Source organism: Halobellus litoreus, from assembly GCF_024464595.1.
Lineage (GTDB): Archaea > Halobacteriota > Halobacteria > Halobacteriales > Haloferacaceae > Haloquadratum > Haloquadratum litoreum.
In genome coordinates this window covers 685,309-709,660 of sequence record NZ_JANHAW010000002.1, presented here as the reverse complement: position 1 = coordinate 709,660, position 24,352 = coordinate 685,309, and the positions used below count along the sequence as shown (strand labels likewise).

Genomic DNA, 24,352 nt, shown 5'->3' with positions numbered 1-24,352 from the left:
TCCGTCCATTCACGCCGACCGTCGCGGGGGTGATGACTGACTCAGTACTGCGCCCGAACACTTTATTCCGTCCCCGCCGGCGGAACTTGCCCGCCAACGGTAGCGGTTTAGTACGTCCACGGCGAAGACCGATTGAGGACTGAGATGTCCGACTCGCCCCGCAACCCCGAGAACCGCGTTCCAGCGCCCAGTGTCGAGGACAGCGACGCAACCCAGCGTGGTCGGCGTTTCGAACTCCGGAGCGTCGTCGTGCGCTACGAGGAACGACCGGACCGGTGCACGATCTATCCCCGCCGCGAGAGCTGCTGCGAACAGATCGAGGCCTGGCTTTCGGCCGACGCCGACGCGTTCGTCGCGCTGGACGAGATGCGATGACTCCGAGGCCGACCGTTCGCCGTCAGTTCAAACGTTGATGTCCTCGAACTCCTCGTTGACGATGAACCGCCCCTGCGGTGTCAGGTCCACCGGCGGTTCCTCGTCGGTGATGAGGTCGTCCTCGTGGAGCGATTCCAGCCGCGCGTCCAGTTCGGCCTCGCCGATGTCGAGCAGCGAGGCCAGATCGATCTCCTCGGCCGTCGAGTAGAGGCCGACGAGCACTTCGAGTTCGTGTTCTTCGACGTCGACGTCGCGGACGTCGCTCTTGATCCAGTGGTAGATGAGGCGGAGATACCGCCCCAGGATGTTCATCTTCCGCCGCGACGTCATCGATATCTCGGAGGTGACCGTCTGGCCGTTCTCGACGTGCTGGACCGACAGGACCAGCCGCGTCTCCCCGTCGTTCGTGGAGCGCTCCATCACCTCGAAGAAGATGACCGACGCCAGATCGATCGAGAACGGGCCCTCCTCGGTCGTGGAGACGTCGCTCCCGGGGAACGCGACCGACTCGTAATCGAGGTGCAGCCCGGTCTTCTGCTTCGGCGTGTCCATCACGCGCCCCCCGACCTTCGCGGGATGCGTGACCAGCGCGGTCGATCCGTTGAGCGTCGCCCGGAAGAGCAGCAGCGAGAACTTCTCGATCGTCTCCCTGTCGCCGCCGATGACCGTCGACCGGCGGTAATCGCCGTCGACGTAGCCCACCATCACGGTGTAGTCGAAGAACTCCTCGACCTCCGGCGGCACCTGGCCGACGGCGATGTCGTAGATGGACGTGATCGGGATTGTCGTCTTCGTGTTCGACGTCGCGAGCACCAGGCGGCGTTCGCTCATCAGCACCCGTCCCTTCACCGGATCGAACGCGGCGTCGCCGCCGGCGACGAAGTTCGCGACGAAGTCGACGACGATCGACTCTCCGGTTTCGGTCTCCTGGGAGCGCTTCGATTTCCCCTTCGAGTTCGTCTTCGATTTCGCCCCCGAATCGTTCTCGTCCTTCGATCGCTCTCGATACGCTTCGAGCAGTTCCGACCGCTGCTCGGCGACGTCGCCGTGCTCGGAGCCGTCCGACCGACTGCCATCCTCCTGCGCCGTCTCCCGACTGTTCGAGTCCGCGGTCATACGCTGATCAGTCCCCCCGCCAGCGACGACGTCACCACGGCGCTTCCGGAACCGATCCACACGAGGACAACGAAGTGGAGGTAGGCGTTCACCTTGTGTCCGCCGTCGACCATCCGGATCATCAGCGCCGACAGGAGGGCGTTAAAGAGGATGATGAGCGAGAGGAGGTACTCGATGACCGGGATGTCGTAGACGCCGGCGTAGATCAGCTGGCCGAACTCGAACTGCGCGAGGTTCATACTCGAGGAGAACGTCGCGAGGATCTCGACGACCTCTAGGCCGATGAAGAACGCGAACGACGCCGAGGCGGTGATGCCGTAAAGGACGCCGATGAGCGTCACGGTCGCCTGCTGACGCTGCCGCCGAAGCTTGAGCACCTCGTTCATATTGTCGGAGATGAGTTCGCCGAGCTGTTTCGGCTCCCCGCCCATCTGCCGGCCGACGAGGTACATCTCGGAGAACTTCTGGATGAGGTAGGAACTCGTCTCGGCGGTGAAAAAGAACCACGACTTGTCGGGGCCGACGCGCATATTCAGCCGGACGTAGAGGCGGTCGATCTCTCTGGAGAGCACGCCGAAGTCCTTCTCCCGAAGCGTCTCCAGCACCGCTCGTGTCGTCGACTGCTTCGCGCTCTCGGAGGCGCCGAGCGCGCGAATGAAGCCCGGATATTCCTCGTCGCGCTCTTTGACGTGGTTTTCGTGGTGGCGAGCCACCAGCCCGGGAATCGCGAGCGGCGTCAGCGGCGTCGCGATCAGGAGCGGAACGGGCGTGTCGAGCATCACGCGCTGGACGGTCTGGCCGATCGAGGTCCATCCGGCGACCCCGAGTCCGAGCACGCCGACGAACACGGCGCTCAACCCGACTGACCCGTAGAGCGCGATGTCGATCTGTCGGTCGATCTTCGTCCGGTAATCGGCCTGGTGGTACCACAGCGGGTCGTACGGCGACATCGTCTTGATGACGTAGTAGAAGCCCAACTGGACGAAGACGAAGAGCACGATGACGGCCGCGATAGTCATCGTGGCGTCCGTTCCGGTGAGGATCGGGAGCACGATGGCGTTGATGATCGCGAACGTCATCGAGAGAATCATCGACAGGTAGAGGTCCTTCATTACCTCCAGGTTCCCGAGGGCACCCTCGTAGACGGTGATGTACTTCTCGATGATCGTCCGCTGTTCGCCGAGCAGGAAGTCGTCGAGGTGCTGGCCGGCGTTCAGCGAGTACGCGAGCCGATCGAGGAAGTCCCCGAGTTCCCGCGAGGGGACCGCCCGCGCCCGCCGCTGGAGCGCGTCGTCGAGCGACTGGTTCCACGTGTCGACGAGTTCGGTGATCCGACGCATCTCGACGGCGAGTTCGCCGTACTCCTCCTCGCGGCCGAGCTGTCTGAACACCGCGACCCGGTCGATGTTCGTTGTCGACAGCACCGTCAGGTGCGTGATGACGAGGTGGAGTTGGTTCTCGAGCCCCCGTCGCTGCTCCTCGACGAGCAGCCGTGGATAGAGCACCCCGCCGACGAGCATCAACAGCCCCAACAGGAAGATCGGAATCCGGACTAGCACCGGGAGCGGCAGCGTGATCGCGCCGACGACGCCGAGGACGAACATGAGAACCGTCGGCGCGAGGACCGTGATCGCGTACTTCCGATTCTCCATCGGCATCTGCTCGTACGCGTCCAGCAGAGACGAGACGAACTCGCGGAACTGCTGTCTCTGCGCACTCAGGCCCGCATCGACGTTCGTCTCACTCATTGCTGTCTCCCGGGATCGCTCATCGATTTCTGTCCTCGTCCGAACTGTGTCCCTTGCTGGCGCACATCAGTCGACCCTCGTGATGTCGAACGGGATACCCTCCGTCCCGTCGCGCTGGAAGTCCTCGATGAACTCGTTGACCTCGTGATAGCCCACGATGTTCTCCTGAATCGCGCGCTCGATGATCTCCGTGCGGAATTTGATGTCCTCGTAGATCTTCCGCGTGTCGTCGTACCCGAGCAGCGTCGCGATCTTCTCCTCCATAATGTAGGAGTTGTTCCGGCCCTGGAAGACGATCTCGTCCTCGACGGGGTCCCAGTAAAACGCCTCGCGGGTGACGACGCCGCCCATCTCCTTCGAGTACCCCTCGATCTCCTGCACCGAGGTGACCCGACGTAGGGTGTCGTTGCCGCGCTTGACGCGGTTCTGGAACAACGCGATGTCGGCGTTCGACATAAACGTCTCGGGGACGTTGATCGGGTCCCCGGTGAACCGCTGGATCATCGAAACGATGTCGGAGGCGTGGAACGTCAGCATCACCGGGTGACCGGTCTGTGCGGCCTGGAAGGCCATCCGACCTTCCTCGCCACGAACCTCCCCGACGATGATGTAGTCCGGTCGAGAACGGAGCGCGGCAGCGACGAGGTCGAACATATCCACTTCCGAGTCCGCGCCGCGACCCTCGCGCGTCAGGAGTTGCTGCCAGGTGTTGTGCGGCGGGAGCACCTCGGCGGTGTCCTCGGCCGTGTATATCTTCGAGTCTCGGGGGATGAACGACGTGATCGCGTTGAGCGTCGTCGTCTTCCCAGACGCCGTCTCCCCGACGACGAAGATCGTCCGCTCGTTCTCCAGCGCGATCCAGAGGTACGCACACAGTTCCGGGGACAGCGTTCCCCACTTCGCGATCTGGAAGATCGACAGCGGCACGTCGTCGCCCTGACGGATCGTGAGCGAAGACCCTTTCAGCGACACGTCGTCGGAGTAGATGATGTTGATACGCGATCCGTCCGGGAGCGTGGAGTCCACGATCGGGTGCGCGTCTGAGACGGGGTCACCGATCCGTTCGCCCATGTTCCGCAGCCAGTTGTCGTACTGTTCGGTCGAGTCGAATTCGACCGTCGTCTCGAGGAGCCCGAACTCCCCGTGGTCGACGTCGACCTGGTTCGGCCCGATGACGTGGATGTCCTCGTTCGCCGGGTCACGCATAATCGGCTCCAGCGGCCCGAGGCCGACGATGTCGCGGATCAGCCGGTACTGGACCTTCTCGTAGGTTTGCTCGGATACTTCGAGCGGTCCGAGCTCCAGCCGCTGGACGAGTTCTGCGAGGCGGCCGTCGCGCTCGTTTTCGAGGACGACGATCTCTTCGAGCAGTTCCTGGATCCGGTCCTCGTACTCGGTCTCTTCGGCCGGTGCCGGTTTGGTGACGGACCGTTCCAAGAGTTTGTCTTTCACCTGTCCGAAGATGTCTCGCTCTGGATCGTCGAGCTCCGGTTCGATGGTGTAGTACTTCGTCGTCTCGCCGAAGTTCCCGTACACCTGACAGTAGACCGGCCCGCCGAGGTGATAGAGGATGTTCGGCCGCCGCGACTCGTAGCCGTCGGGGTCGTCGACGTACTTCGGGAACTCGCCGGTGATCTGTCGGAACCGCTTGAGGTGTTCGCGGAGGTGTCGCCACCGACCCGCGTGCTGTTTCAGGTCGTTGCCGATCTTCGCGGAGCCGTGTTCGGTCGCCATTATGCGACACTCCTGGATTCGATGACGATCCCGATCCCCGAGCGGACCGAGAACCCCACGCGGTCACCGACCTGTTCGCCCATCCCCGCGAAACGCTTGACGAAGATGTTCCGCCGGACGTCGTTGCCGACCTCGACCATCTCCAGTTGGAGGTAGACGTCGGCGATCGAACGGAAGGGGCCGATCGCCTCGTCGTCGACGGTCGAGGGGTCGACGGTCAGCACGATCGTCTTCCCCTTCGTCGTCAGATCCCTGAAGAAGGAGATGATCTCCAGGGCGGCCTGTCGTTCCTCGTTCTGTCGGACGAGCGCCTCGAACTTGGGGTCGTTGCGGAGGATCGCATCGAAGGTGTCGATGATGATCGCGTCGGCGTCCCACATCGTCTCGGCCTCCATCATCCGACGCAGGAGGTCCTTCCGCTCGTCGTCCTCGCCGCTGCCGGTCAGGGTTCCGGAGGCGTCGATCTCCGCGGGGATGAAGAGGATCTCCTCGTCGAGCAGCGGTTTCACGACGTCGTAGGTCAACGAGTGCATCTGATCGAGGAACCCTCGAACCCCCAGTTCCGTCGAGACGAGCGTCGTGACGACGTTCTCCTTCGTGAACCCGTAGGTGAAGCGCTGGGAGAGCACGCTCTTTCCGGCCCCGTAGTCGCCCTCGATGAGGACGATCGAGCCCTTCGGAATCCCACCGCCGAGTTCCTTCTGGAGGCGGTCGTGGTCCTTCAGTCCGATCGGGTAGTGGTTCGTGCTCATTGGTGGAACCTGAATATCTCTTCGTCGCCGTCGACGGTCAGCGTCACCCGGTGGTCGCCGTCGTCGAGGGCCAGATCGCCGATCCGCACCCTGACGACGCCGTGCGGCCGCCACTCCTCGCCGCCGTCGGCGACGGAAACGGAGACGTTCGTCCGGTACTGCGCGTCCACGATCACGTCCAGAGTCTGGCCAGTGGCCGGCAACGTCCGGCGGCCGGTGTTCTTCACGTACAGCGTGACGGTGTCGGTGCCGCTATCGTAAACGCCGCTCTCGGCGCTGCTGATGATCTCGACGTCGGTGCGGATGTTCTCCGCGACGTCCGCGCCGCGGTCGTCGAGCGCTCCGCTGATTCCGGTCACCGTGTCGATGAGGACACCAGCCACGCCGGCCGCGATGACGATGCTCGCGATGAACAGGATCAGGCTCGGAACGGAGACGTCGGCCACTCAGACCACCTCGACCGTCGAGTTGCTGTCTGCGACGCCGTTCTCGGCGACCACCTTCACGCGATCCGGTTCGGCGGTGACATCGTTGACGGTGACGACGAGCGTCCGGTCGCCGCCCCAGACGTCGGTCGCGCTATCGCCGTCGACCCGCGTCGAAGACGCGTTCGCGAACTCGTTGTCGACGAGGACGCTCGTCCCGTTCACCGAGAGCGTCGTCGTTCCGGCGTTCGTCACGTTGATCTCGAGTTCGTCTGTCGAGTTGTCGTAGACGACGCTCGTGACGTCCAGGGCCGTGTTCCGCCGATCGAGGAGGTCCTCACTGTCCTCGTCCCGGGCGTCGGAGATCTGTTCCGCGCTGCCCGCCGCCGCCGTGTACAGCGTTCCCGAGGCGATCAGAATGCCGAGGAAGATGACTGCCGTCGACCCGCTAACGCCGAATCCCACGAGCACCACCTCCGAGCGCCGATAGCTCTTCGAGGAGCCGCGCTTCGTCGACGTCGCCGGCGAGCCGACTGATGTACGTCAGGCTCTCTTTGTGGTGTTCGACGCGGAGGTCCTGCGGCCGCTCCGTCTCGGTCGCGGTGGCGGCGTTCCGGACGTGTTCGCTCATCGTCCGCTCGACGTCTCGGGTGATCCAGCCCTGCGACCGGTACTGTCGGAGCGCACGAGCGGCACCGATCGCTCCGCCGGTCTCGACGAGGAACCGCGTCCACTCCAGGACGACCGATTCGGCGGTGTACCGTGACGGGAGCGTCGACAGGTACACGTCCTCGTCGTCGGTCGATCTCCGCGAGGCCGCAGTGGCTCGGTCCCGTGCCGGAGTCTCCGGTGACGCTGCGGTCTCGTCGGCCGCTTCGTCGACCGTCCCGTTCGTCTCGTCAGCCGTCTCAGAGTCGAACAACGCCTCGTCGGTGTCGACTTCCTCTGCCTCCTCGTCGAAAACGTCCTCCGATTCGCCGTTCAGCGCTTCGTCGGGTCCTTCCTCGCCGTCTTCGGGCACCGCTTCTCCGTCGAGATCCGCTCCTCCATCACTGTCCGCCGCGTCGTCGGCCTCATCTTCTACCTCGTCGCCCTCGACGTCGTCCCAGCCCTCGTTCTCCTCGTATTCGGCCTTCAGATCGTCGAAGCTAGCACCGCCGCCGGCGGTATCTTCCTCGTCGTCCTCCTCGTCGAGGTCCATCGCGGGATCCTCGTGCTCCTCCTCGGCGAGCTCGTCCTCTGCGGCGAGTTCGGCCTCGTCTTGGTCCTCGTCGAGGTCGCCGAAGTCCTCGTCGAAGAACGACTCCGCGTCGGCGCTCGCGACGTCCGAATCCAGGTCGTCTTCGGTTTCCTCCTCCATCTCGAAGAGGCCGAACGCCCCGTCGCCCTCCAGACCGCCCATCTCGCGAGCGTCGTCGACGAAGGGGTTGATCCCGCGGGTCACCATCTCGTAGATGTCGAGAAGCTTCCGGATCGTCTCGTCGAGTTCCTCGACGGTCTCGCCGATCTGTTTGTTCTCCTCGCGGACGGTGTTCATCTCCGAGGTGGTCGAACTGACCTGGTTCTCGAGTTCGGAGATCCGATCCTCCATATCGGCGATCGTGTCGGGGTCGATGTCGGCACCGCCGAAGTCGCCTCCGTCGTCGAACCCGCCCATATCGTCGCCGAAGTCGTCCATCTCGCCGTCGAGATCGCCCATCTCGTCGCCGAAGTCGTCCATCCCGCCGTCGAGGTCGCCCATCTCGCCGTCGAGGTCCTCGTCGAAACCCAGCCCGTCGGTCGCGACGGTATCGGACTCCTCGCCGTCGTCACCGTCCATCCAGTCCATCACGCCCATCCGTACCCCCTCCCGTCGCACCGGCACCGACCACTCGTCGCCTGGCACGGTCGCCACGGAGCGTCACGCCGCTCTGTGGGCCGCGCCGAACGCGTGGTCCGACCGGTCCGGTCGTCCGGTCTCGGTGGAGCAGGTATCATTAGCCTAACTGTCCAGTGTTCTGTACAAGAAGGTTCGCTCCAAATTATCGCTCGTGATAGAGCACCTGGGTGACAAGACCGCGGGATCTGCACTCACCCCGTTCCTGCCCGATGGCGGGACCTCCCGGTGTGGCGAAGAAACCGGATGACCGACCGGAGGACGACTCGGTCGGTGGACAGTCGTATCGGGTGCGAAGAATTATCCGCGTGCGGGACCGACCTCGTAGCCAACACTCGCCAGGAAGTGATCACAGGTATGCCAGAATTCGTCAAGACGGGTATCGAGGGGCTCGATTCGATCCTCAACGGGGGAATCGTCAAGAACGCTGCCGTGCTCGTCAGCGGCAACCCCGGCACCGGAAAGAGCATTCTCGGTCTCCAGTACCTCTACAACGGCGTCGAGCAGTTCGACGAGGGCGGGATCTACCTCACGTTCGAGGAGACCGCAGACGACATCAGCCAGGCCGCCGCCTCGATCGGGTTCGACCGCTGGGACGAGTTCGTCGAGGAGGGACGAATCAAGGTGTACGACAAGCGGACGCTGCTCCGCAGCGGCGACTTCTCGTCGACGCTCGATACGATCCTCGAGGACCTCCAGGACACGCAGTACGACCGACTCGTCCTCGACTCGCTGACGATGTTCCAGCTCTTCTTCGAGAACGAGCAGGAACAGCGCCAGTACCTCCTCAAGTTCATCGACATCCTGAAAGACAGCGGGCTCACCTCGATCCTGACGATGGAGCAGTCCGCGGTCTTCCCCGATACCGAGATCGGCCTGGAGAACTTCCTGACCGACGGCAACATCTACCTCATTCAGTCGCCCGCCGGATCGACGTCCAATCGATACATCTGGGTCGCGAAGATGCGGAAACAGCCGATCAAGAACTCGATGTTTCCGCTGGAGATCGGAGAGGGCGGCATCGAAGTCTACGAACAGGCGGCCGGCTTTTCGATGATGGGCGACACGCCCCCGATGTTCGGCGAGGAGGACGCCGGCGGGCTGGAGTAACTTTTCTCTTGAAGTACCGGTAGACCACGCGATTGGACCCTCGCCGGTTTCGCCGATAATTCTCGGCGATCGTTCTGCGACAGACCCCTACCCGCTCCTTAGAGCTGCCGCTCTATGGTCAGCGTCAAGAGAAGTGAAAATCTATTCGTCTACGATACGAGGGAGAGACCGGAGCTTAGAGCTTGACCGGTTCGCCGGTGTTCTTACCCGCGAGTTGCTGGGGCATCGTCAGGATTACTTGCGTCGTTCCGCCGGTCTGACTCGTGATGTCAAGTTGGATCTTATCACCCGTATCGAGGCCGTTGTACTTGTATCCGCCCTCTATAGCGGAGGCGTTGATTCTGACTTCGTAGCGATCCGCGCCGGAATTAAGCACGCCGAAGGAGTTGTCGTCGTCAGTTGCCTCCACAGACGTGAGGTTGAACTGCGTTGAATTCCCTGCAGCGAGAGTATTATCAGTCGTACTATTAGAGAGTGTCGCCACCTCATCATCGCTGAGATACTTAATCGTCGTCGTATCCATATCGACGGCGCTGGAACCGGCAGCGAGTCGAATCGTCATCGTGACATTGGAAATCGTGTCGTTCAGCCCGACAGTACCGTGCTGATTGACGACTTCAACGCGATTAGTAACCTTATCCACGCTCTCCTGTCCGGCGTCTTCTGCAGTCGCCTGCAGGAAGCCGGCCGTGTTCACGAGGACGCCAGCCGCGATTGCGGCGACTAGTACCATCGCGATGAACACGATGAGCGTACCGATACCGACCTGACCGCGATCGTCTTTGTTGAATATTTCTACCATTTAGATCACCTTAGAGCGGGACCGGATCGCCGTCCTCCTGGCCGGCGAGTTGCTGGGGCATCGTCAGGATGACCTGCGACGAACCGCCCGATCGGCTCGTGATGTCGAGGTCAACGCTGTCACCAGTCTCGAGACCACCGCCACTGGATTCTGTGTTAGCAGTATTGATGACAATCTCGAACCGATCTGATTGTTCGTTCAGGACGGGGAAACCGTTGCTGCTGTCATCGTCAAGCGCGTAGGCCGTGTAGTTTGACGCGCCCATCCCGCTCACGCTACCGAGAGTGGTCGGGTCGTTACCACTCATATTCTCATATACCAGGTTTTCTGCCTCCGTGTCGCTCAGATACCTGATTGTGGTATCATCAAGCGACACAGCGCCTGATCCAGCAGCAAGCCGGACTGTGAGATTCAGCCTGCTCACGTATTTCTCTCCTCCAGACTCACTCACGATACCGTGTGTGCTCACGATATCGAGCCTATTCGTCACCTTGTCGACGCTCTCCTGTCCCGCGTCCTCCGCAGTCGCTTGGAGGAAGCCGGCCGTGTTCACGAGGACGCCCGCTGCGATCGCGGCAACGAGAACCATCGCGATGAACACGATGAGCGTTCCAATGCCGACCTGACCACGGTCGGCGTCGTTTTCTTCGAACATATTGTTGTTGTCTCCAGTCTGGTCCCAGTGCCTCCCCGCCGGAGGTGAGGACCGTCAAGTCGATCAATCAACGGACTGTACATAATAGTACGGACCGAGATATCAGAGATGATATTGAAACATTCAGGCCGTATAGCGGGAGATGACGATACTTTAGGAAGTTCTCTCCCACGAGAAAGTGTTCGAATCCGAGTCAGCACGCCGCTACGATCGAGGAACGTGAACCAGCCGAAGAACGACGAGCGTGAACCAGCCGAAATACGAAACCCGACGCGCTGACTATTGCCGAGAATCCACACTCCGCAAACGTAGACGAGTCTGACCGGATCGCTCCCGACCGGAGACCTGTGCTATTCCTGTGATATCTTCCGCCAGACGTCGTCGAGTTTGTTCTTCACTTCCGGGCGCTCGGTCACCTGGATGTTGAGCTCGTTCTCGTCGAAACTGATGACGATCTCGTCGATGTCGCGGCGGTACACGTTCGTTCGGCGGTGTTCGTCCGAGAGGACGCGGTCGTGCAGTTCGAGCAGTCCGGCACCCGTGAGTTCCTCGATCCGACGGTAACACGTCGCGATCGGGATGTCGAGCATTTCGCTGAACTCCTGTGCAGAGTGGGCCTCGTCAGCGGCGCGCAGGATGTCGGGATTGTACTCGTTCCCGAGCGCGGCGAGCGTCCTGTCAGACTCCATAGACAGCGCTACGTTCTAACCGGAATTACGTGAATGTGACGGTCGTCCGCTTTCGCTATTGATACTGATATCACACATGTACTCGCGCTCGATACCCCCGTCTGCGATGGCCTTATTATCGCGCCGGAGGCACTCTGTGGTATGGCTCCCGCGGACCCTCCCGAGGACGCGCCGCCGACGCGCGAGGAGGAGGGTGTGGTCCGGCCCGACGAACTGGATTACACCAGTTCCGAGCGGGTCGCAGAGCTTTCAGACGGCCGGTACGTCGTCGCGACCGACAACGACGACGCGCCGTCGGCGGGTGGTTCCGACGGCGACGGCGACTCAGACGGCGAGGTCCCGTCCGACGACCGGGGGACGCTCGCCCGACAGCAGATGGCCCGATACGTCTCCGAGAGCGACGCCGACTACGGCGTGGGGCTCACAGCCGCCTTCGACGGTGACATCGCGCAACACGAGCAGTTCACCGACGACGTCGCAGCGGCGTTCGGGGAGCTAGTCACGTGGTACGTCGAACAGATCGATACGGAGGCGTCGCCGAGCGAGGCGATCGGCATCCTCCTGTTGGCGTCGAACACGACGGTCACGTACCCTGCAAATACCCTGGCGGCGGTCCTCCGCGACCACGACCTCACGCCGGACGATTCGATCGCGGACCTCATCGAAGCGCTCAGAGACGAACCGTTCCAGATCCCGCCGAACGAGTGAGGGTCCGTCACTGGGTGCGTCGCCGTCTCGACCGGCCTATCGCGTATCAGCGCTGATAATGGGGACGATGCGTTTATACAGCGTTTGTCGGAAGTGACAGTATGGCACGCTCCGTACTGGTCGTGGACGACTCGGCGTTTATGCGGAACCTCCTGAAGCAGTTGCTCGAGGACGATCACGAAGTCGTCGGCGAGGCGGAAAACGGCGTCGAGGCCGTCGAACTGTACCGGGAACTCGATCCCGACGTGGTCACGATGGACGTCGTGATGCCGATCCGCAACGGCATCGAGGCGACCTCGGAGATCAAATCGATCGATCCCGACTCCTCGGTGATTATGTGCACCTCCGTCGGCCAGGAGGAGAAGATGCGACAGGCGGTCGAAGCGGGGGCCGACGGCTACATCACGAAACCGTTCCAGAAGCCGAACGTCCTCGAAGCCATCGACGATGTGGTGGGCGTCGAAGCATGAACCTCGACGTCCAGTCGCTTCGGACCTTCAGTCGGCTCGCCCACTCGGGAGCCGAGGAGGCGGCGGGGTCGCTCACCACGCTGACCGGGTTCGACGCGCGGGTGGCCGTCACGAAAGTCGAGATGGCGACCCGTGCCGACGTCGAACGGGAGTTCCGCGAGCGCGATCTCGTCTCCGTTCACATCGGGTTCTCGGGAGCGATCGAGGGCCACACCGTCCTCGCGTTCGATCGGGAGCGTGCCGTCTCGCTCGTCGACGCGCTCGTTCCCGGCGCGTCCGACAACCCCGAGAGCGACCTCGCCACGAGCGGACTGAAGGAGCTCGGAAACATTATGCTCGGCGGGTTCATCGACGGCTGGGCCGACTTCCTCGGCGACTCGATCGACATCACCACGCCGACCTACGTGGAACTGGACGCGGGGCGGTCACTGCAGGACGTCGTCGGCCCCGAGGAGATCCCGGGCGAACCAGCCGGTGCCGACGGAGCCGACGCGTCCAGCGCCACGATCGACGCCGATCACGTCCTCGCGTTTCGAAACCACCTCGAGACGATCGACGAGGAGGCGGGGTTCTACATCTACATGCTCCCGACGCAGGAGTCGGTCGAAACCATCGTCGACGTCGCCGGCAACGCCGAGGACGCGATCCCGGTCGAGACGTTCACCTCGTTCTCGCAAATGATCTCGGAGGGGGCCGGACAGGCTTCAGAGGATCTCACCGCGATGACCGGCATCGACACCAACGTCGACGTGAGTCGGTTGAGCTTCGTTCCGGTCGAGGGCGTGCCGATGGAACTGACCGACGACGCCCGCCGCGGCGTCGTCCTGGAGTTCAGCGGAACGCCGTCGGGGTACATCGCGATCCTCTTCGACCCCGAGTCCGCCGAGAGCGTCGCCGACGCGCTGATGCCGGGGATGGAGTCGAACCCGGCGATGCGGAAGAGCGCGCTCCAGGAGATCGGCAACATCGTCACGTCCGGTTTCCTGGACGGGTGGGCGAACGCCCTGGAGACGACGATCGAGATCTCGCCGCCGCGGTACGTCGACGACATCGCCTCGGCGATCGTCGACCCGCTGGTGACGGAACTCGCGCGGACCCAGGATTACGCGTTCCTCATCGACTCGGCGATCGCGACCCCCGACGAGACGTTCACCTGCGACATCTACGCGCTACCCGACGAGCGTGAACTCCGTGCCGCGTTCGACCAACTCGCACCAGAGGCGAACTGACGCCGTGAAACAGCGTTGTTCGAGACGAGCGCCGTGAATTTCCGCCGTGTCTTCCCGCGGTCGATCGATCCTCCTCGAAGGTACTCATGAAGGTCTACACCACCGACCGATCGAACGACCGATCCGAACCCGAGCGAATCAAAGTCGGCGTCGCCGACCACGCCGTCGCGCACGCGGGATCGACGCTCGTGACCAGCGGTCTCGGCTCCTGCGTCGGGATCGCGCTCACCGACGTCGACGCGGGTGTCGCCGGCCTCGCCCACGCGATGCTGCCAGCCGCGAGTGCGGAGGCCGAGGCGGGAGCGCACGGAGACGGCACGCGGACGCGGGGGAACGACACGAACTCAGACGTGTGGAAGTACGTCGACACGGCGGTCCCGGCGCTCGCTCGGGAGGTGGTCGACGCCGGCGCGGACCGGGCGCGAATCGAGGCGCGAGTCGCCGGCGGGAGCGCGATGTTCGAGTTCGAGTCCAGTGCCGGCGCGGTCGGTGAACGGAACGTCGCGGCCACCCGCGAGGCACTCGAGGCTCATAGCATACCGCTCGTCGCCACCGACGTCGGCGGGGATTACGGCCGCTCGCTGAGGCTCGACGTGGAGACGGCGGAGCTCTCGATCCGTCGCGCCCACGGCGAGACCCACGTCATCTAGCATCCCCCACCCGGTGACGCCGTGGGCCGGCTCGACGCCGACGGTATCGAGGTACTCTTCCCAGTACTCGGTATCTGTTCTGATAATTCCGGGGCTACGTTTATACATCCACTTGTGAATGTTCGGAACGATGAGACAGCGGCGTCTCGGTCGCCGTGACACAGGAGCCAGGCAATGACAATCGACCCCGACGACTACGACCTCCGAGAACTCAGACGAATCGCAGACGAACGCCGGGGGGCGCGTCGCTCCGACGGCGACGAACGGTCCGCCGACGCGGACGACGCCCCGAGAACGCGGTCTGACGGCCGACGCCGCGACCGGCGCGACGGTCGCCGATCCGAGTCGCCGTCGAGCGGCGAGTCGGTCCGTCGGAACGGCCGCAGGCGGAGCGAGCGATCCACCGATCGAAAACGCGAGGACAGCGGCCGCCGAGCGAACGACGAAACCACCGATCGGGAGCGCGGCGGTGGCGGGGAGAGCCGACGGAACGGACGGAGCGACCGCCGCCGACGGAACAGCCCGTCCGCCGACCGCGACGCGGCGGACGAAGAAGTCTCAGTCCGTCCGCGGGAAGGCGTGAGCCCGCCGCGACGCGGTGGCTCGGATCACGCCCGCGGCCACGACGAAGTCGTTCTGGCCGATCAGATCGCCCGTGATCTCGGCTTCGACGGCGTCGGCCAGGACCGACGACGAGGCGGTCGTCGCGACGAGCCGTCCCGCGGTCGTGAGGCTCGATCCGACTCGCGTCGCCGACGCGAGTCCGGTCTCGGGTTCGACTCCCCCGACGACGTCGGTCGATTCGAGTTCGACACGGAGATCCGCGAACGGCCCCGCGGGCGCGCCGGCGAAGCGCTCCGACAGAATCAGCTCGAACAGCTCCTCGTTCACGAGACCGCCGCGGCCGACGGCGGGCTCTCGAAACCGTACCTGGGATCGCTGCCCGACGCCTACGCCGCCGAACGACTCGTCTTCGACTGGCTGGAGTTCCTCGTCCTGAAGGGCGGGTACAAACGGACGATGGACGCGCTGCGGTACTACCACACCGTCGAGTGGCTCACCGCGGACGTGGAAGCCGAACTCCAGGACTACCTGGTCGGCTTCTCCGGTGAGGTGTCGGAGACGACCGAGTACGACGTCGACGATCACCACCTGAGCCTGGTGTACATCGCCCGACTCGCGTCGATGACGTAGTCGGGGGATCAGCCGCGGTACCGAGACAGCGGCGGGACAGCGGCCGGCGCAGTCGCGCACCTCCTGTCAATCGAGACACCAACAGGATTTTTTGTGCGTTCTGCTTCGACTCTCCTATGACGGATGACGAAGACGCTTCTGCGGACGGCGAGGAAACCGAGCAGGCCGCGGGACCGACGCCCGTCGGGGTCAAACTCGGCAGCACGCGAACGGTCCTCCAGTACGTCCGCGACGGGGAGGTTCAGACGGTTCGGACGCTGACGTGCCTGGCGACGTTCGAGGACGCGCTGACCGGTGAGGAGCGCGTGCTCTTCGGGGAACAGGCCGCACAGGAGTATCCGGACAAAGTGCAGTACATGCTCCGTTCCGGCCTTCCCGAAGACGACGACCGAGCCGACCTCGCTGCGAAGTTCTTCGAGGAAGTCGTCTCCTCGGAGGGGTTGGACGCCGACAGCGCCGTCGTCTACGCGATTCCGACGATCGACAACGAACCCGGGCTTCGGAACCTCACGCGGGTCATCGAGGAGAGTTCCGTCGGCGACGCCCTGATCCGGAGCTTCCCGGAGTCGCTGTGCGGGTCGATCCCTGCCTTCGGCGACGGACTCGACGCGATCGACGAGGTGTTCGCCGCGGTCAATATGGGTTCGACGAACCTCGAGGCCTCCGCGTACCGCCACGGCGAACAGCTCTCGCCGTTCGTCTCCGGCGCGGTCACCGGCAACGAGGTCGATCGCCGGATCGCGAACGCCGTCGAGGAGGAGACGCAGGGCCGCGTCAACATCGACCTGACGACGGCCCGGGAGTACAAGGAGGACCACGCGGACTTCGACGATTTCGACCCCTTCACCGACGTGATCCAACAGCCCGGCGGCGGCGCCCACGAGTTCACCATCGAGCGCTCGGTGATGGAGCCGCTCGACGACTACGTCGACGACGCCGTCGACGAGGTCGCCAACAACTTCCTGGCACAACTGGCGAACGACCATATGAAACCGTACCAACTGGCCCTCTCGAAGCCGATCGTGCTCACGGGCGGGATGGCCTGTATCCCGGGCATCGTCGACGTCTTCGAGGAGCGCCTCTCGGCAGAACTCGATCGCGACGTCGAGTGTCTCTCCGCGGACCGTCCGGACCTGGCCCCGGCGGAGGGAGCCCGCCGGATCGCCGAGCGCCTGAGCGAGTGAGTCGGTGCCGGCTGCCGGCGGTCTCCTTACGGCTGTCCGGTTCGGTGTCGCTACGCCCGTCCGGTCGGTCGTCGTCGACTACCGGCACTCGCCGCCGTCTTTCGGTCGTTCCCGCCCGTTGATAGGCATCCAAAACGTCTAACCGCTGGTCTGTGAACCGTCTGGTATGTACGATCGTATTCTGATCCCGACGGACGGCAGCGAGTGTGCGGACAGCGCGGTCGAACACGCGCTCGACATCGCGGCCCAATACGACGCCGAACTGCACGTGCTCTCGGTCGTCGACTCGCGGGACGTGAGCCACAGCGCGCCCGCGATCAGCCCGGAGCAGGTCCAGCAGACGCTTCGCGACCGCGCCGAGTCGGTGGTCGAGTCCGTCGCCGAGCGCGCCGAGGCGGCTGGCGTGACCGTCGTCACCGCCGTCGAACCGGGCATTCCCGACGACGTCGTCGTTGAGTACGCCGCCGACGAGGACTGCGACCTGATCGTGATGGGGACGCACGGACGCACCGGTCTCGAACGGTACCTGCTGGGAAGCGTGACCGAACGGACCGTCCGGCGGTCGTCGGTCCCGGTCCTCACTGTCCGCGGGAGCGAAGAAAGCGACGACGCATAGCGCCTCCGGCGGCGACAACGGCTGCCACGAGGCGGAACCGGCACCACGGGCGACGGACGTTCTCGCACCTCACGGAAGCCGACGGTATATACGCTCGGAGACCGTTCGTCGGACTATGGAACTCCGGCGTCTCCTGCGCGGTCGCGTCGAGTGGTCGCGACTGGAGGCCGTCGCCCGCGAGATCCGCGACCGGTACGACCGCGAGGAGATCCGGGTGCGCTTTCTCGACGCCGACAACTGGCTCTCGACGCCGATGGTGGTCGACGACCGGTGGTTCGTGAAGGTCATCACTCGACAGAACTCGATCGTTCACACGCTGTTCACGACGGGACGGAACCTCGGAGCCTTCTCCTCGGGGACTGAGGGTTTCTTCGAACACTTCGAGACGCCGGTCGAGATGGCCCGACACGAGCTCGAAGCGACGAGTCGGATGCGGGAGGTCGGACTGAACGCGCCCGAACCGGTCGAGGCGTTCGAGTTCGACGGCCTCGGGATTCTCGTCTTGGAGTACCTCCCGGACTTTCGGACGCTCGACGAACTCGACGAGGCGGCCGAGGCGGACCTCGCGCCGACGCTCTTCGAGTCGCTGCGGCGAATGCACGAGCACGACCTCCTCCACGGCGACCTCCGGGCGGAGAACGTGCTCATTCTGGATGGGGAGATCTACTTCATCGACGCGACGAACGTCCGGGAGGGAAACGCCTCGGACGCGAAGTCATACGACGTCGCGTGCGCGCTGGGGGCGCTCGAACCCCTGATCGGCGGTAAGCGGACCGTCGAAGCGGCGTCGACGGCGTTCGATCCCGACGAACTGCTCGCGGCCGCTCGATTTCTCGACTTCGTCAACATCCGTCCGGACCACGACTTCGACGCGGCCGTCCTGAAAGGCGAGATCGAGAAGCGGGCGTCGTCGCCGTAGCGGTCATTTCAGTCGAGCGCAGTGGTGGGTCGGCCGAGTATACGTACGGCAGCACAGCGAGTACGGGGGGCGTCGACGCGTTCGGCTCGGGTACAGCGGTCGCGAAGGCGGAGGCGGGAGTGGTGCGCGCAGACACTCCCTCTCCGGGACGAGGGAGCGCTGGACGCGGTGAGCCGCAGCGGACCCCGAAACACTGCGGCGGTGTGCGGCGGGTCTGTGCCGACTTCGACGAGAAAAGCGTCGGTCGTCGGCAAACCTGGATAACGGCGGGGTATCAATAAACCCTCCGGGACGGCGCGGTCGCCCCCGGCCCCTACGTGTCGGATTCGACCGCCCGTCGGAGCGCGCGTTCGAGGTTCTCCAGCTCCGCGTCGAGGTTCCGTTCGAAGAACCGCTCGACGCCGGGGACTCGACCGTCGACGACGAACTCGTTGACGAGGCGCGCGCCGCCGTCGACCGCCTCGACCGTGTGCTCGCCGGTGACGCGCAGCACCGAGGACTTGCCGACGAACTTGACGTGTCGCGGCGGGTCGCGAGCGATGTCACTCGTCTCGACGCGTGCCGTCGAGTTCACGAACGGGATCGGCAGTCGGACGTGCCACGTCGCGTCGCCGGTCTCCTCGTCGACCTCGTACCGCTCGACGACGCTGATCGAATCCGCTCGCTTCGAGGGGTCGGAGATGAAGTCCCACACGTCCTCGGGCGGGGCGTCGAACTCGAATACCCGCCGCACGCGTACCGTCATACGCGATCCTGGAAGGCAGAGACAAAAAAGGTCCTGAATCGCGATCCGGTTCGGGGGTCGCTCGACCGGCGGGGCACCAGCCAGTGGCTCAGCCGCTGGGGGCTCTCAGCGGTTCAGCTGCGGGTGACCCGCCACGTCGTCGAGCGCGCGCGCCCCCACTTCTCGATCTCGACGTCCTCGGACTTCTCGGCGAGTCGCGGGAGTCGAACGCCGACCTGCTTCGCCGAGAGGCCGATGGCGTCGGCGATGTTCTTCGCTCGGAAATACCGCTCGCCGGCGGAGACGCTCTCGCGGAGGTACGCGACGATGCGCTGTTCCTCCTCGGTGAACTGGCTCATTTTACTCCGTGTACGGGCGGTTCGCTCTTAAGCTTCTCGTCCGTTCGAAGGGGTCATCCGAACAGGTGCGTCGCCGACACCGCCAGCGAGGCGGCGATGATCGCGGCGGCGAAGCCGACGGCGGCGACGAACTGATCCCCGCTCAGGCCCGCGGCGAACATCGCGGCCACGCCGAGCACGGCGACGATCGAAAAGAGGACGGTCAGACCGAATCCCTTGTCGGAACTGGCGGCTGCGGTTTCCATACCACTCAGGAGTGCCGGTTCCGACTTAGTTCATACGACTCACGTCCGCGTCTCGGCGATGACGGTCTTCGGACTGACGACGACCCGCCGGCATTCGAGCCGCTGTGCTGACACGATTCGCCCGGTGTCGTGAGGTCTATGTACCTGCCGCGGTCTTCCCCGGACGAGATGTGGTCGATTCTCCCGCTCGGCGGTCGCCTCCGGACGGTCCTCGTCGCGCTGGTCGCCGTGGGAGTGCTCGGCGGCGCGTTCGCGGCGGGCCTGATCGGCGCTCCCGCGGTCGCCGGCGTCGAGAACGCGTTCGGGCCGGTCGACGAGAACACGACCGTGGTCGAGACGGACATCACGGTGTCGAACCCGAACCCGATCGGCGTCTCCCTCGGCGGCGTCACCGTCGACTACGACGTGCTGCTGAACGACGTGTCGCTCGCGAACGGGAGCAAGGAGGGCGTCGCCGTCGAGACCGGCAACTCGACGCTGCACGTCACGACAGCGGCCGACAACGACCGGATCCCGCCGTGGTGGATCTCACACGTCCGCAACGACGAGCGGACGACTGTCACCGTCGACACCTCGGTTACTTCGGGGACGCTCGGACGGACCGTCGATCCGCCGAACGTCACCCGGCAGATCGAGACCGACCTGCTCTCGCAGTTCAACTCCACGGAGACGCGCCCGATCAACGCCGACCAACCGCTCGTCTCCGATCCGGTCCTCTACGTCAACGAGACGAGCGCGGAGTGGGGCGAGGTGACGGACTCTCGGACGGCGATGGATCTCACCTTCGTCGTGTACAACCCGAAACCGTATCCGATCGGGGTCAGCGAACTCGGGTACGACGTCACGATGAACGACGTCGCCGTCGGCGAGGGATCGACCGACTCGGAGTACGTCGTCCCGCCGAAGTCCACGGAGAGCGTAGAGGCGACCGTCTATATCCGCAACGACAGGATCGACGAGTGGTGGGTGACGCACCTCGAACGGAACCAGGTGACAGAGCTCCGCATCGACTTCGACGCCCGGTTAGACCTCGCGGAGACGACGGTGAGCGTCCCGCTCGATCCGCTCACGTACACGGAGACGATAGAGACGGACATCTTCGGGACGAAACCGACTGACCCGGGTGGTGACTCGACCGCGGAGAACGACGGCTCGACGACGCAGACCGAGACGCCGTCGGATACCGAAACCCGGACCGAGACGACGTCGACCGACGATGACGGAATTCTCGGGGACGGGGCCGAAACGACGAGCGCCCCGACGCCGACCGAGACGGCGACGCCGACGGAGACAACGACGGCGACGACAGAAACGGCGACACCGGCGGAGACACCGACGACACCGGCCGAGACGGCCACGACGACCGACGACGATGGCGGTCTGCTCGGGTGACGTCGGCTGTTCGCTCACCCGATCGTGACGTGTTCGGACTCCTCGTTCAGCGCGAGGTTGGCCGCGATCTCGGCGTTCCGCATCGCGTACTGGGCGGTCTGTTGCAGGCTGACGAGGACTTCACGGATCTGCAACAGCTTTTCGTTCTCCATCTCCGGAAGGTCGTTGAGGATCTCCTGTTCGCGGTCCCGTAGCTGTCGGAACAGCGTGCGGCACTCGACGGTCTTGTCGTAGTCGCGCTCGACGACGGACTGCACGGCCGTCTTCGTGAGTTCGTCGACCTGGTCGGTGAACTCCCGGATGCGACGCATCGTCCCCGAGTCGATGTCGAGGGTGTGGCCCTCGGCGTTCATCGCGATGTTGGCGATGTCCTCGGCGTTGTCGGCGGTCAGTTCGAGGTTCTTCGCCACTGATCGGTACCCGATCAGCGGGAACCCCGACTCCAGGCCGACGGCGCGAGCGAGGTTCGGGTTCTGGTAGGCGGTGAAGATCAGTCGAAGCAGGAGGACGAAGATCTTGTTCGCCTGTCGCTCGCGGTTCAGCGCGCGCTGTGCGAGGTCCGTGTTCCCGTGTGCGAGCGCCTTGATCGCCTCCCCGCGCATCGTGCTGCCGGTGTTTTCGAGCCGTTCGAGGAGGTTGTTCAGCGTGAAGTCCTCGGGGTCGACCGAACACCGGATGGCGATCCGGTCGGGCGTCTCCTCGATGACGCCCAGGCCCATCAGTTGCGTTTCGGCCTTGTAGACGGCGTTGATGTGCTCGGAGTCGAGCGCGCCGTCGCTCTTCTCGATGTGAATCACCCGCCGCCCGAGGACGTACTGGGCGACGATCGCCCGTTCGAGCGAGTCGGCGTCGAGGTTGTCCGCGCGGATCGTCGCCGACGAGTCCTCCTGACTCGCTGATTCCGGAAGCACCGTCAGCGTGCCCTTCCCGCCCATCCGGAGCGACACCTCGTCGCCTTTGTTGACGTTGTGTTCCTTGGCCCACTCCGCCGGCAGCGTCATCGCCAGCGTCGAGGGACCCAACCGCTGTACCTTACGCGTCTCCATATCACACCCTTGCTTTCAGTGACCTTAATCCTCACTATATGTGGCTTATATAACTTCTATCTGTCTGTATTTCGAGGTTAGAATAAGTCGATATTAAAATAATTGAGACGATGAGTTTCACAGTCCGATACCATCCGCGTCGATCTCGAAAAAGCGTCACACGATCCGCATCATCCGGCGCTCGAAGCGGCCGATGCGGACTTTCGTCCACCCGCGGAGGTCGGCGTCGAGGTCCGGGTCGTCGGTGTCGACGCGGAGTTCGCCGATCGTGTCGAGTTTCGAGCGCGAGGCGACGATTTCGAGGTCACAGCGGCGAATCACGGCGGGGGAGAGCTGGGGGTTGCCGCGGCCGAACACGAACCCCTGGCCGCCGATCGGCGAGACGATGACGACGTTCTCGCCGGCCGGACCGAGCGCGTCCAGAATCTCGGACTCGCTCGCGTCGAGGGCGAGCACCTCGCCGTCGCGCCAGACGTCGACGCCGAGCGGCGACCCCTCGAAGCCGAGTTCCTCCTTGACCGCGCCGACGGTGCTCCCCGGGCCGAGGACGAACGTCTTCTCGCTCTCCCGGACGTCGTCGGCGACGCCCGCCGCGAGCGCCTCGACGTTGCCGCCGCCGAGTTGCTTCGAGGACTGCAACTCCTCTGCGACTGGGACGCGGGCGATCGCCCGGAGTTCGGGGTGGACCTCGCCTTCCCGATACTCGTCCTCGTCGATGTCGAGCACCTCGCGGCGCTCGGTCCGCTCGAACGTCGCGATCACGTGCGCCGCGTCCTCGGGAGAGACGGCGAACACCGACGAGTAGACCTTCACGCCCGCGGGCACGCCGAGGATCGGCGTCTCGCTCCCCTCGACGACCTCTGCGACGTCCGCCGCGGTGCCGTCGCCGCCGACGAAGACGACGAGGTCGACCTCGGCATCGAGGAACGCCTCGACGGCTCGGACGGTGTCCTCGGCGGTCGTCTCCGACACGGGTTCGCTCGCCGTGCCGGTGCCGCTCGCCCCTGGTCCGCCGCCGTCGCCCCCGACGGTCGGATCCGAACCGGGGCCGCCGAGAACGTCGGGATCGAACCCCCTCTCCCGAGCCAAGTCTGCGCCCATCGATCCGCCCCAGGTCACCAGGCCGACGTCGTCGCCGACCTGCTCACGGAGCGCGTCGAGTGCCCGCCGTGCGCGGTCGGGCGCGCGGGGTTCCGCCCCGCGGCGGCGCGCCTCCTCGACTTTGCCGTCGGTTCCCTTCAGCCCGACGCGGCCTCCCATCCCCGCGATGGGGTTTACTACGAACCCGAGTCGCATACGCGAACCCAACGGCGGGGCGCGCAAAAGCCCGCCGGTGCGGTGATGTCGGGTGAGCGGTACTCACTGCCCACAGTATGAACGCTTAAGAACTGTCTCTCGGAACTGAGTGGTATGCTTCCACTCGCATCCGAGGGCGTTGCCCTCCCGATCGCAGAGACCGGCGCGGTGATCCTCCTCCTCAGTCTCGCGATGACCGCCGGCTGGCTCTACTACTTGTACCGCTGAGCGGTCCCGACGTTCGCCGTTCGCGGACGGCCCGGTGCTCCCCGCCTCGACGATTACTCCGCGTCTTCGACGAGGTCGACCCGCGAACTGAGCCACCGCGCCGCGTCGTCGACGGTGGCCTCGTCGGTCGCGGTGAGTTTCACGCGGACCGAGTCGCCGGGGTAGCTCCCGACGGTGACGTCGAACCGCTCCCGCAGCTCCGACAGCCGGTCGATCAGTTCGCTCTCGGGTTCGTCGACGTCGACAGTCCTCGAAACGGTCTCCTCGCCGCTGAACTCTCCGGCGACGCCCTCGAACATCGCCTTCATCTCGTCCGGGACGCCCGGCAGGACGTAGACGCCCTCCACGACGGCACCCGGCGCGACGCCCGCCGTGTTCGGGAGCATCCGGGCGTCCGCCGGCAGGTCGGTGGTCCCCTCGACGAGGCCCTCGGCGGTGTAACCCGCCTCGCCCGTCAGCCACTCGCGGGCCGCCTCGTGCGGTTCCAGGTCGCGACCGACCGCCGCGGCGACGCCGGCCATCGTCACGTCGTCGTGGGTAGGGCCGAGGCCGCCGGTGACGACGACGGCGTCGTGTTCGGCGCGGTACTCGTTGACGACGCGGGCGATGTCGGCGACGTCGTCCGGGACGGTGGTGACGCGCTCGACGTCGACGCCGCGCGCGGTCAACTGTGCGCACAGCCACGACGCGTTCGTGTTGACGGTGTCACCCGAGAGGAGTTCGTCTCCGACGGTGACGACTGCGACTCGCATACGTCTCGTAGCCGCGAAGCGAACAAAAGCGCAGCGCCTCCGCGTTCGCAACTCTCTC

General features: G+C 64.7%; 27 protein-coding genes. 11 read left to right on the top strand and 16 right to left on the bottom strand.

The features are described 5' to 3' along the window. The first annotated feature begins 144 nt into the window (after positions 1-144). Positions 145-375 (top strand): DUF7511 domain-containing protein, encoded by a 231-nt coding sequence (locus tag NO360_RS11150; RefSeq protein WP_256307883.1) that lies wholly within the window; start codon positions 145-147, stop codon positions 373-375. A gap of 27 nt (positions 376-402) precedes the next feature. Here the strand turns inward: NO360_RS11150 and NO360_RS11145 are convergent, their stop codons facing one another. From NO360_RS11145 to NO360_RS11115, 7 genes are all read right to left on the bottom strand, one after another. Then, entirely contained in the window at positions 403-1,491 is a 1,089-nt protein-coding gene (locus tag NO360_RS11145) for a CheF family chemotaxis protein (RefSeq protein ID WP_256307882.1), read from the bottom strand. Next, entirely contained in the window at positions 1,488-3,239 is a 1,752-nt protein-coding gene (flaJ, locus tag NO360_RS11140) for an archaellar assembly protein FlaJ (RefSeq protein WP_256307881.1), read from the bottom strand. The genes NO360_RS11145 and flaJ overlap by 4 nt, the downstream gene beginning before the upstream one ends. Before the next feature lie 66 nt (positions 3,240-3,305). Then, positions 3,306-4,973 carry a type II/IV secretion system ATPase subunit gene (locus tag NO360_RS11135; protein WP_256307880.1) on the bottom strand — a complete coding sequence of 556 codons (1,668 nt, stop codon included), beginning with the start codon at positions 4,971-4,973 and terminating at the stop codon, positions 3,306-3,308. Further along, positions 4,973-5,725 (bottom strand): archaellum protein ArlH, encoded by a 753-nt coding sequence (gene arlH, locus NO360_RS11130; protein WP_256307879.1) that lies wholly within the window; start codon positions 5,723-5,725, stop codon positions 4,973-4,975. The genes NO360_RS11135 and arlH overlap by 1 nt, the downstream gene beginning before the upstream one ends. Then, positions 5,722-6,171 carry an archaellum stator protein ArlG gene (gene arlG / locus NO360_RS11125; RefSeq protein WP_256307878.1) on the bottom strand — a complete coding sequence of 150 codons (450 nt, stop codon included), beginning with the start codon at positions 6,169-6,171 and terminating at the stop codon, positions 5,722-5,724. Before arlG ends, arlH begins: the two co-directional genes overlap by 4 nt. Next, positions 6,172-6,615 (bottom strand): archaellum stator protein ArlF, encoded by a 444-nt coding sequence (arlF, locus tag NO360_RS11120; protein ID WP_256307877.1) that lies wholly within the window; start codon positions 6,613-6,615, stop codon positions 6,172-6,174. Beyond that, positions 6,599-8,044 (bottom strand): FlaD/FlaE family flagellar protein, encoded by a 1,446-nt coding sequence (locus tag NO360_RS11115; RefSeq protein ID WP_425601426.1) that lies wholly within the window; start codon positions 8,042-8,044, stop codon positions 6,599-6,601. Before NO360_RS11115 ends, arlF begins: the two co-directional genes overlap by 17 nt. A 339-nt stretch (positions 8,045-8,383) precedes the next feature. On the opposite strand from NO360_RS11115, the gene NO360_RS11110 reads away from it, so the two are divergent. Next, entirely contained in the window at positions 8,384-9,136 is a 753-nt protein-coding gene (locus tag NO360_RS11110; protein ID WP_256307876.1) for an RAD55 family ATPase, read from the top strand. Between the two features lie 175 nt (positions 9,137-9,311). Here NO360_RS11110 and NO360_RS11105 read toward each other — a convergent pair whose 3' ends face one another. The 3 genes from NO360_RS11105 to NO360_RS11095 all read right to left on the bottom strand — a co-directional run bounded on the left by NO360_RS11105 (position 9,312) and on the right by NO360_RS11095 (position 11,282). Then, positions 9,312-9,938 (bottom strand): archaellin/type IV pilin N-terminal domain-containing protein, encoded by a 627-nt coding sequence (locus NO360_RS11105; RefSeq protein ID WP_256307875.1) that lies wholly within the window; start codon positions 9,936-9,938, stop codon positions 9,312-9,314. A 10-nt stretch (positions 9,939-9,948) separates the two neighbouring features. Continuing rightward, on the bottom strand, positions 9,949-10,593 hold the full coding sequence (locus NO360_RS11100; protein ID WP_256307874.1) for an archaellin/type IV pilin N-terminal domain-containing protein: 645 nt from the start codon (positions 10,591-10,593) through the stop codon (positions 9,949-9,951). A 350-nt stretch (positions 10,594-10,943) separates the two neighbouring features. After that, positions 10,944-11,282, bottom strand: a complete 339-nt coding sequence (locus NO360_RS11095; RefSeq protein ID WP_256307873.1) for an ArsR/SmtB family transcription factor — start codon at positions 11,280-11,282, stop codon at positions 10,944-10,946. A 141-nt stretch (positions 11,283-11,423) separates the two neighbouring features. On the opposite strand from NO360_RS11095, the gene NO360_RS11090 reads away from it, so the two are divergent. The 8 genes from NO360_RS11090 to NO360_RS11055 all read left to right on the top strand — a co-directional run bounded on the left by NO360_RS11090 (position 11,424) and on the right by NO360_RS11055 (position 18,252). After that, a complete protein-coding gene (locus NO360_RS11090) occupies positions 11,424-11,990 on the top strand; it encodes a DUF7500 family protein (RefSeq protein WP_256307872.1) in 567 nt (188 codons plus the stop codon). 101 nt (positions 11,991-12,091) lie between these two features. After that, positions 12,092-12,460 (top strand): chemotaxis protein CheY, encoded by a 369-nt coding sequence (cheY, locus tag NO360_RS11085; protein ID WP_256307871.1) that lies wholly within the window; start codon positions 12,092-12,094, stop codon positions 12,458-12,460. Next, positions 12,457-13,689, top strand: a complete 1,233-nt coding sequence (locus tag NO360_RS11080; RefSeq protein ID WP_256307870.1) for a chemotaxis protein CheC — start codon at positions 12,457-12,459, stop codon at positions 13,687-13,689. Before cheY ends, NO360_RS11080 begins: the two co-directional genes overlap by 4 nt. Before the next feature lie 86 nt (positions 13,690-13,775). Then, complete coding sequence (locus tag NO360_RS11075) at positions 13,776-14,339, top strand: chemotaxis protein CheD (RefSeq protein WP_256307869.1); 564 nt, start codon at positions 13,776-13,778, stop codon at positions 14,337-14,339. Between the two features lie 636 nt (positions 14,340-14,975). Beyond that, the gene (locus NO360_RS19090; RefSeq protein WP_390281782.1) at positions 14,976-15,533 is read left to right on the top strand and encodes a FlaD/FlaE family flagellar protein; all 558 of its coding nucleotides are present in this window, start codon (positions 14,976-14,978) and stop codon (positions 15,531-15,533) included. Positions 15,534-15,649: 116 nt separating this feature from the next. Then, positions 15,650-16,717, top strand: a complete 1,068-nt coding sequence (locus tag NO360_RS11065) for an actin-like salactin (RefSeq protein WP_256307867.1) — start codon at positions 15,650-15,652, stop codon at positions 16,715-16,717. Between the two features lie 166 nt (positions 16,718-16,883). Beyond that, a complete protein-coding gene (locus NO360_RS11060) occupies positions 16,884-17,333 on the top strand; it encodes a universal stress protein (RefSeq protein ID WP_256307866.1) in 450 nt (149 codons plus the stop codon). A gap of 115 nt (positions 17,334-17,448) precedes the next feature. Then, positions 17,449-18,252 carry an RIO1 family regulatory kinase/ATPase domain-containing protein gene (locus NO360_RS11055; protein ID WP_256307865.1) on the top strand — a complete coding sequence of 268 codons (804 nt, stop codon included), beginning with the start codon at positions 17,449-17,451 and terminating at the stop codon, positions 18,250-18,252. A gap of 313 nt (positions 18,253-18,565) precedes the next feature. Here the strand turns inward: NO360_RS11055 and NO360_RS11050 are convergent, their stop codons facing one another. The 3 genes from NO360_RS11050 to NO360_RS11040 all read right to left on the bottom strand — a co-directional run bounded on the left by NO360_RS11050 (position 18,566) and on the right by NO360_RS11040 (position 19,580). Next, on the bottom strand, positions 18,566-18,997 hold the full coding sequence (locus NO360_RS11050; protein WP_256307864.1) for an SRPBCC family protein: 432 nt from the start codon (positions 18,995-18,997) through the stop codon (positions 18,566-18,568). A 113-nt stretch (positions 18,998-19,110) separates the two neighbouring features. After that, positions 19,111-19,335 carry a DUF7123 family protein gene (locus tag NO360_RS11045; protein WP_256307863.1) on the bottom strand — a complete coding sequence of 75 codons (225 nt, stop codon included), beginning with the start codon at positions 19,333-19,335 and terminating at the stop codon, positions 19,111-19,113. Positions 19,336-19,388: 53 nt separating this feature from the next. Further along, positions 19,389-19,580, bottom strand: coding sequence for a DUF7525 family protein (locus NO360_RS11040; protein ID WP_256307862.1), 192 nt, complete (start codon positions 19,578-19,580; stop codon positions 19,389-19,391). 138 nt (positions 19,581-19,718) lie between these two features. Here NO360_RS11040 and NO360_RS11035 point away from each other — a divergent pair, with 138 nt between their 5' ends. Beyond that, a complete protein-coding gene (locus NO360_RS11035) occupies positions 19,719-20,972 on the top strand; it encodes an LEA/WHy family protein (RefSeq protein WP_256307861.1) in 1,254 nt (417 codons plus the stop codon). 14 nt (positions 20,973-20,986) lie between these two features. Here NO360_RS11035 and NO360_RS11030 read toward each other — a convergent pair whose 3' ends face one another. From NO360_RS11030 to NO360_RS11020, 3 genes are all read right to left on the bottom strand, one after another. Next, a complete protein-coding gene (locus NO360_RS11030) occupies positions 20,987-22,018 on the bottom strand; it encodes a PhoU domain-containing protein (protein WP_256307860.1) in 1,032 nt (343 codons plus the stop codon). 156 nt (positions 22,019-22,174) lie between these two features. After that, a complete protein-coding gene (locus NO360_RS11025) occupies positions 22,175-23,314 on the bottom strand; it encodes an ATP-NAD kinase family protein (RefSeq protein ID WP_256307859.1) in 1,140 nt (379 codons plus the stop codon). A 281-nt stretch (positions 23,315-23,595) separates the two neighbouring features. After that, entirely contained in the window at positions 23,596-24,294 is a 699-nt protein-coding gene (locus NO360_RS11020; RefSeq protein ID WP_256307858.1) for a competence/damage-inducible protein A, read from the bottom strand. Positions 24,295-24,352: the final 58 nt, after the last annotated feature.

What these genes read in the sequence shown, in the direction of transcription:
- NO360_RS11150 (WP_256307883.1), top strand. Translation starts at nt 145, where the DNA reads ATGTCCGACTCGCCCCGCAACCCCGAGAACCGCGTTCCAGCGCCCAGT.
- NO360_RS11145 (WP_256307882.1), bottom strand. Translation starts at nt 1,491, where the DNA reads ATGACCGCGGACTCGAACAGTCGGGAGACGGCGCAGGAGGATGGCAGT.
- flaJ (WP_256307881.1), bottom strand. Translation starts at nt 3,239, where the DNA reads ATGAGTGAGACGAACGTCGATGCGGGCCTGAGTGCGCAGAGACAGCAG.
- NO360_RS11135 (WP_256307880.1), bottom strand. Translation starts at nt 4,973, where the DNA reads ATGGCGACCGAACACGGCTCCGCGAAGATCGGCAACGACCTGAAACAG.
- arlH (WP_256307879.1), bottom strand. Translation starts at nt 5,725, where the DNA reads ATGAGCACGAACCACTACCCGATCGGACTGAAGGACCACGACCGCCTC.
- NO360_RS11110 (WP_256307876.1), top strand. Translation starts at nt 8,384, where the DNA reads ATGCCAGAATTCGTCAAGACGGGTATCGAGGGGCTCGATTCGATCCTC.
- NO360_RS11105 (WP_256307875.1), bottom strand. Translation starts at nt 9,938, where the DNA reads ATGGTAGAAATATTCAACAAAGACGATCGCGGTCAGGTCGGTATCGGT.
- NO360_RS11100 (WP_256307874.1), bottom strand. Translation starts at nt 10,593, where the DNA reads ATGTTCGAAGAAAACGACGCCGACCGTGGTCAGGTCGGCATTGGAACG.
- NO360_RS11095 (WP_256307873.1), bottom strand. Translation starts at nt 11,282, where the DNA reads ATGGAGTCTGACAGGACGCTCGCCGCGCTCGGGAACGAGTACAATCCC.
- NO360_RS11090 (WP_256307872.1), top strand. Translation starts at nt 11,424, where the DNA reads ATGGCTCCCGCGGACCCTCCCGAGGACGCGCCGCCGACGCGCGAGGAG.
- cheY (WP_256307871.1), top strand. Translation starts at nt 12,092, where the DNA reads ATGGCACGCTCCGTACTGGTCGTGGACGACTCGGCGTTTATGCGGAAC.
- NO360_RS11080 (WP_256307870.1), top strand. Translation starts at nt 12,457, where the DNA reads ATGAACCTCGACGTCCAGTCGCTTCGGACCTTCAGTCGGCTCGCCCAC.
- NO360_RS11075 (WP_256307869.1), top strand. Translation starts at nt 13,776, where the DNA reads ATGAAGGTCTACACCACCGACCGATCGAACGACCGATCCGAACCCGAG.
- NO360_RS11065 (WP_256307867.1), top strand. Translation starts at nt 15,650, where the DNA reads ATGACGGATGACGAAGACGCTTCTGCGGACGGCGAGGAAACCGAGCAG.
- NO360_RS11060 (WP_256307866.1), top strand. Translation starts at nt 16,884, where the DNA reads ATGTACGATCGTATTCTGATCCCGACGGACGGCAGCGAGTGTGCGGAC.
- NO360_RS11055 (WP_256307865.1), top strand. Translation starts at nt 17,449, where the DNA reads ATGGAACTCCGGCGTCTCCTGCGCGGTCGCGTCGAGTGGTCGCGACTG.
- NO360_RS11050 (WP_256307864.1), bottom strand. Translation starts at nt 18,997, where the DNA reads ATGACGGTACGCGTGCGGCGGGTATTCGAGTTCGACGCCCCGCCCGAG.
- NO360_RS11045 (WP_256307863.1), bottom strand. Translation starts at nt 19,335, where the DNA reads ATGAGCCAGTTCACCGAGGAGGAACAGCGCATCGTCGCGTACCTCCGC.
- NO360_RS11040 (WP_256307862.1), bottom strand. Translation starts at nt 19,580, where the DNA reads ATGGAAACCGCAGCCGCCAGTTCCGACAAGGGATTCGGTCTGACCGTC.
- NO360_RS11035 (WP_256307861.1), top strand. Translation starts at nt 19,719, where the DNA reads ATGTACCTGCCGCGGTCTTCCCCGGACGAGATGTGGTCGATTCTCCCG.
- NO360_RS11030 (WP_256307860.1), bottom strand. Translation starts at nt 22,018, where the DNA reads ATGGAGACGCGTAAGGTACAGCGGTTGGGTCCCTCGACGCTGGCGATG.
- NO360_RS11025 (WP_256307859.1), bottom strand. Translation starts at nt 23,314, where the DNA reads ATGCGACTCGGGTTCGTAGTAAACCCCATCGCGGGGATGGGAGGCCGC.
- NO360_RS11020 (WP_256307858.1), bottom strand. Translation starts at nt 24,294, where the DNA reads ATGCGAGTCGCAGTCGTCACCGTCGGAGACGAACTCCTCTCGGGTGAC.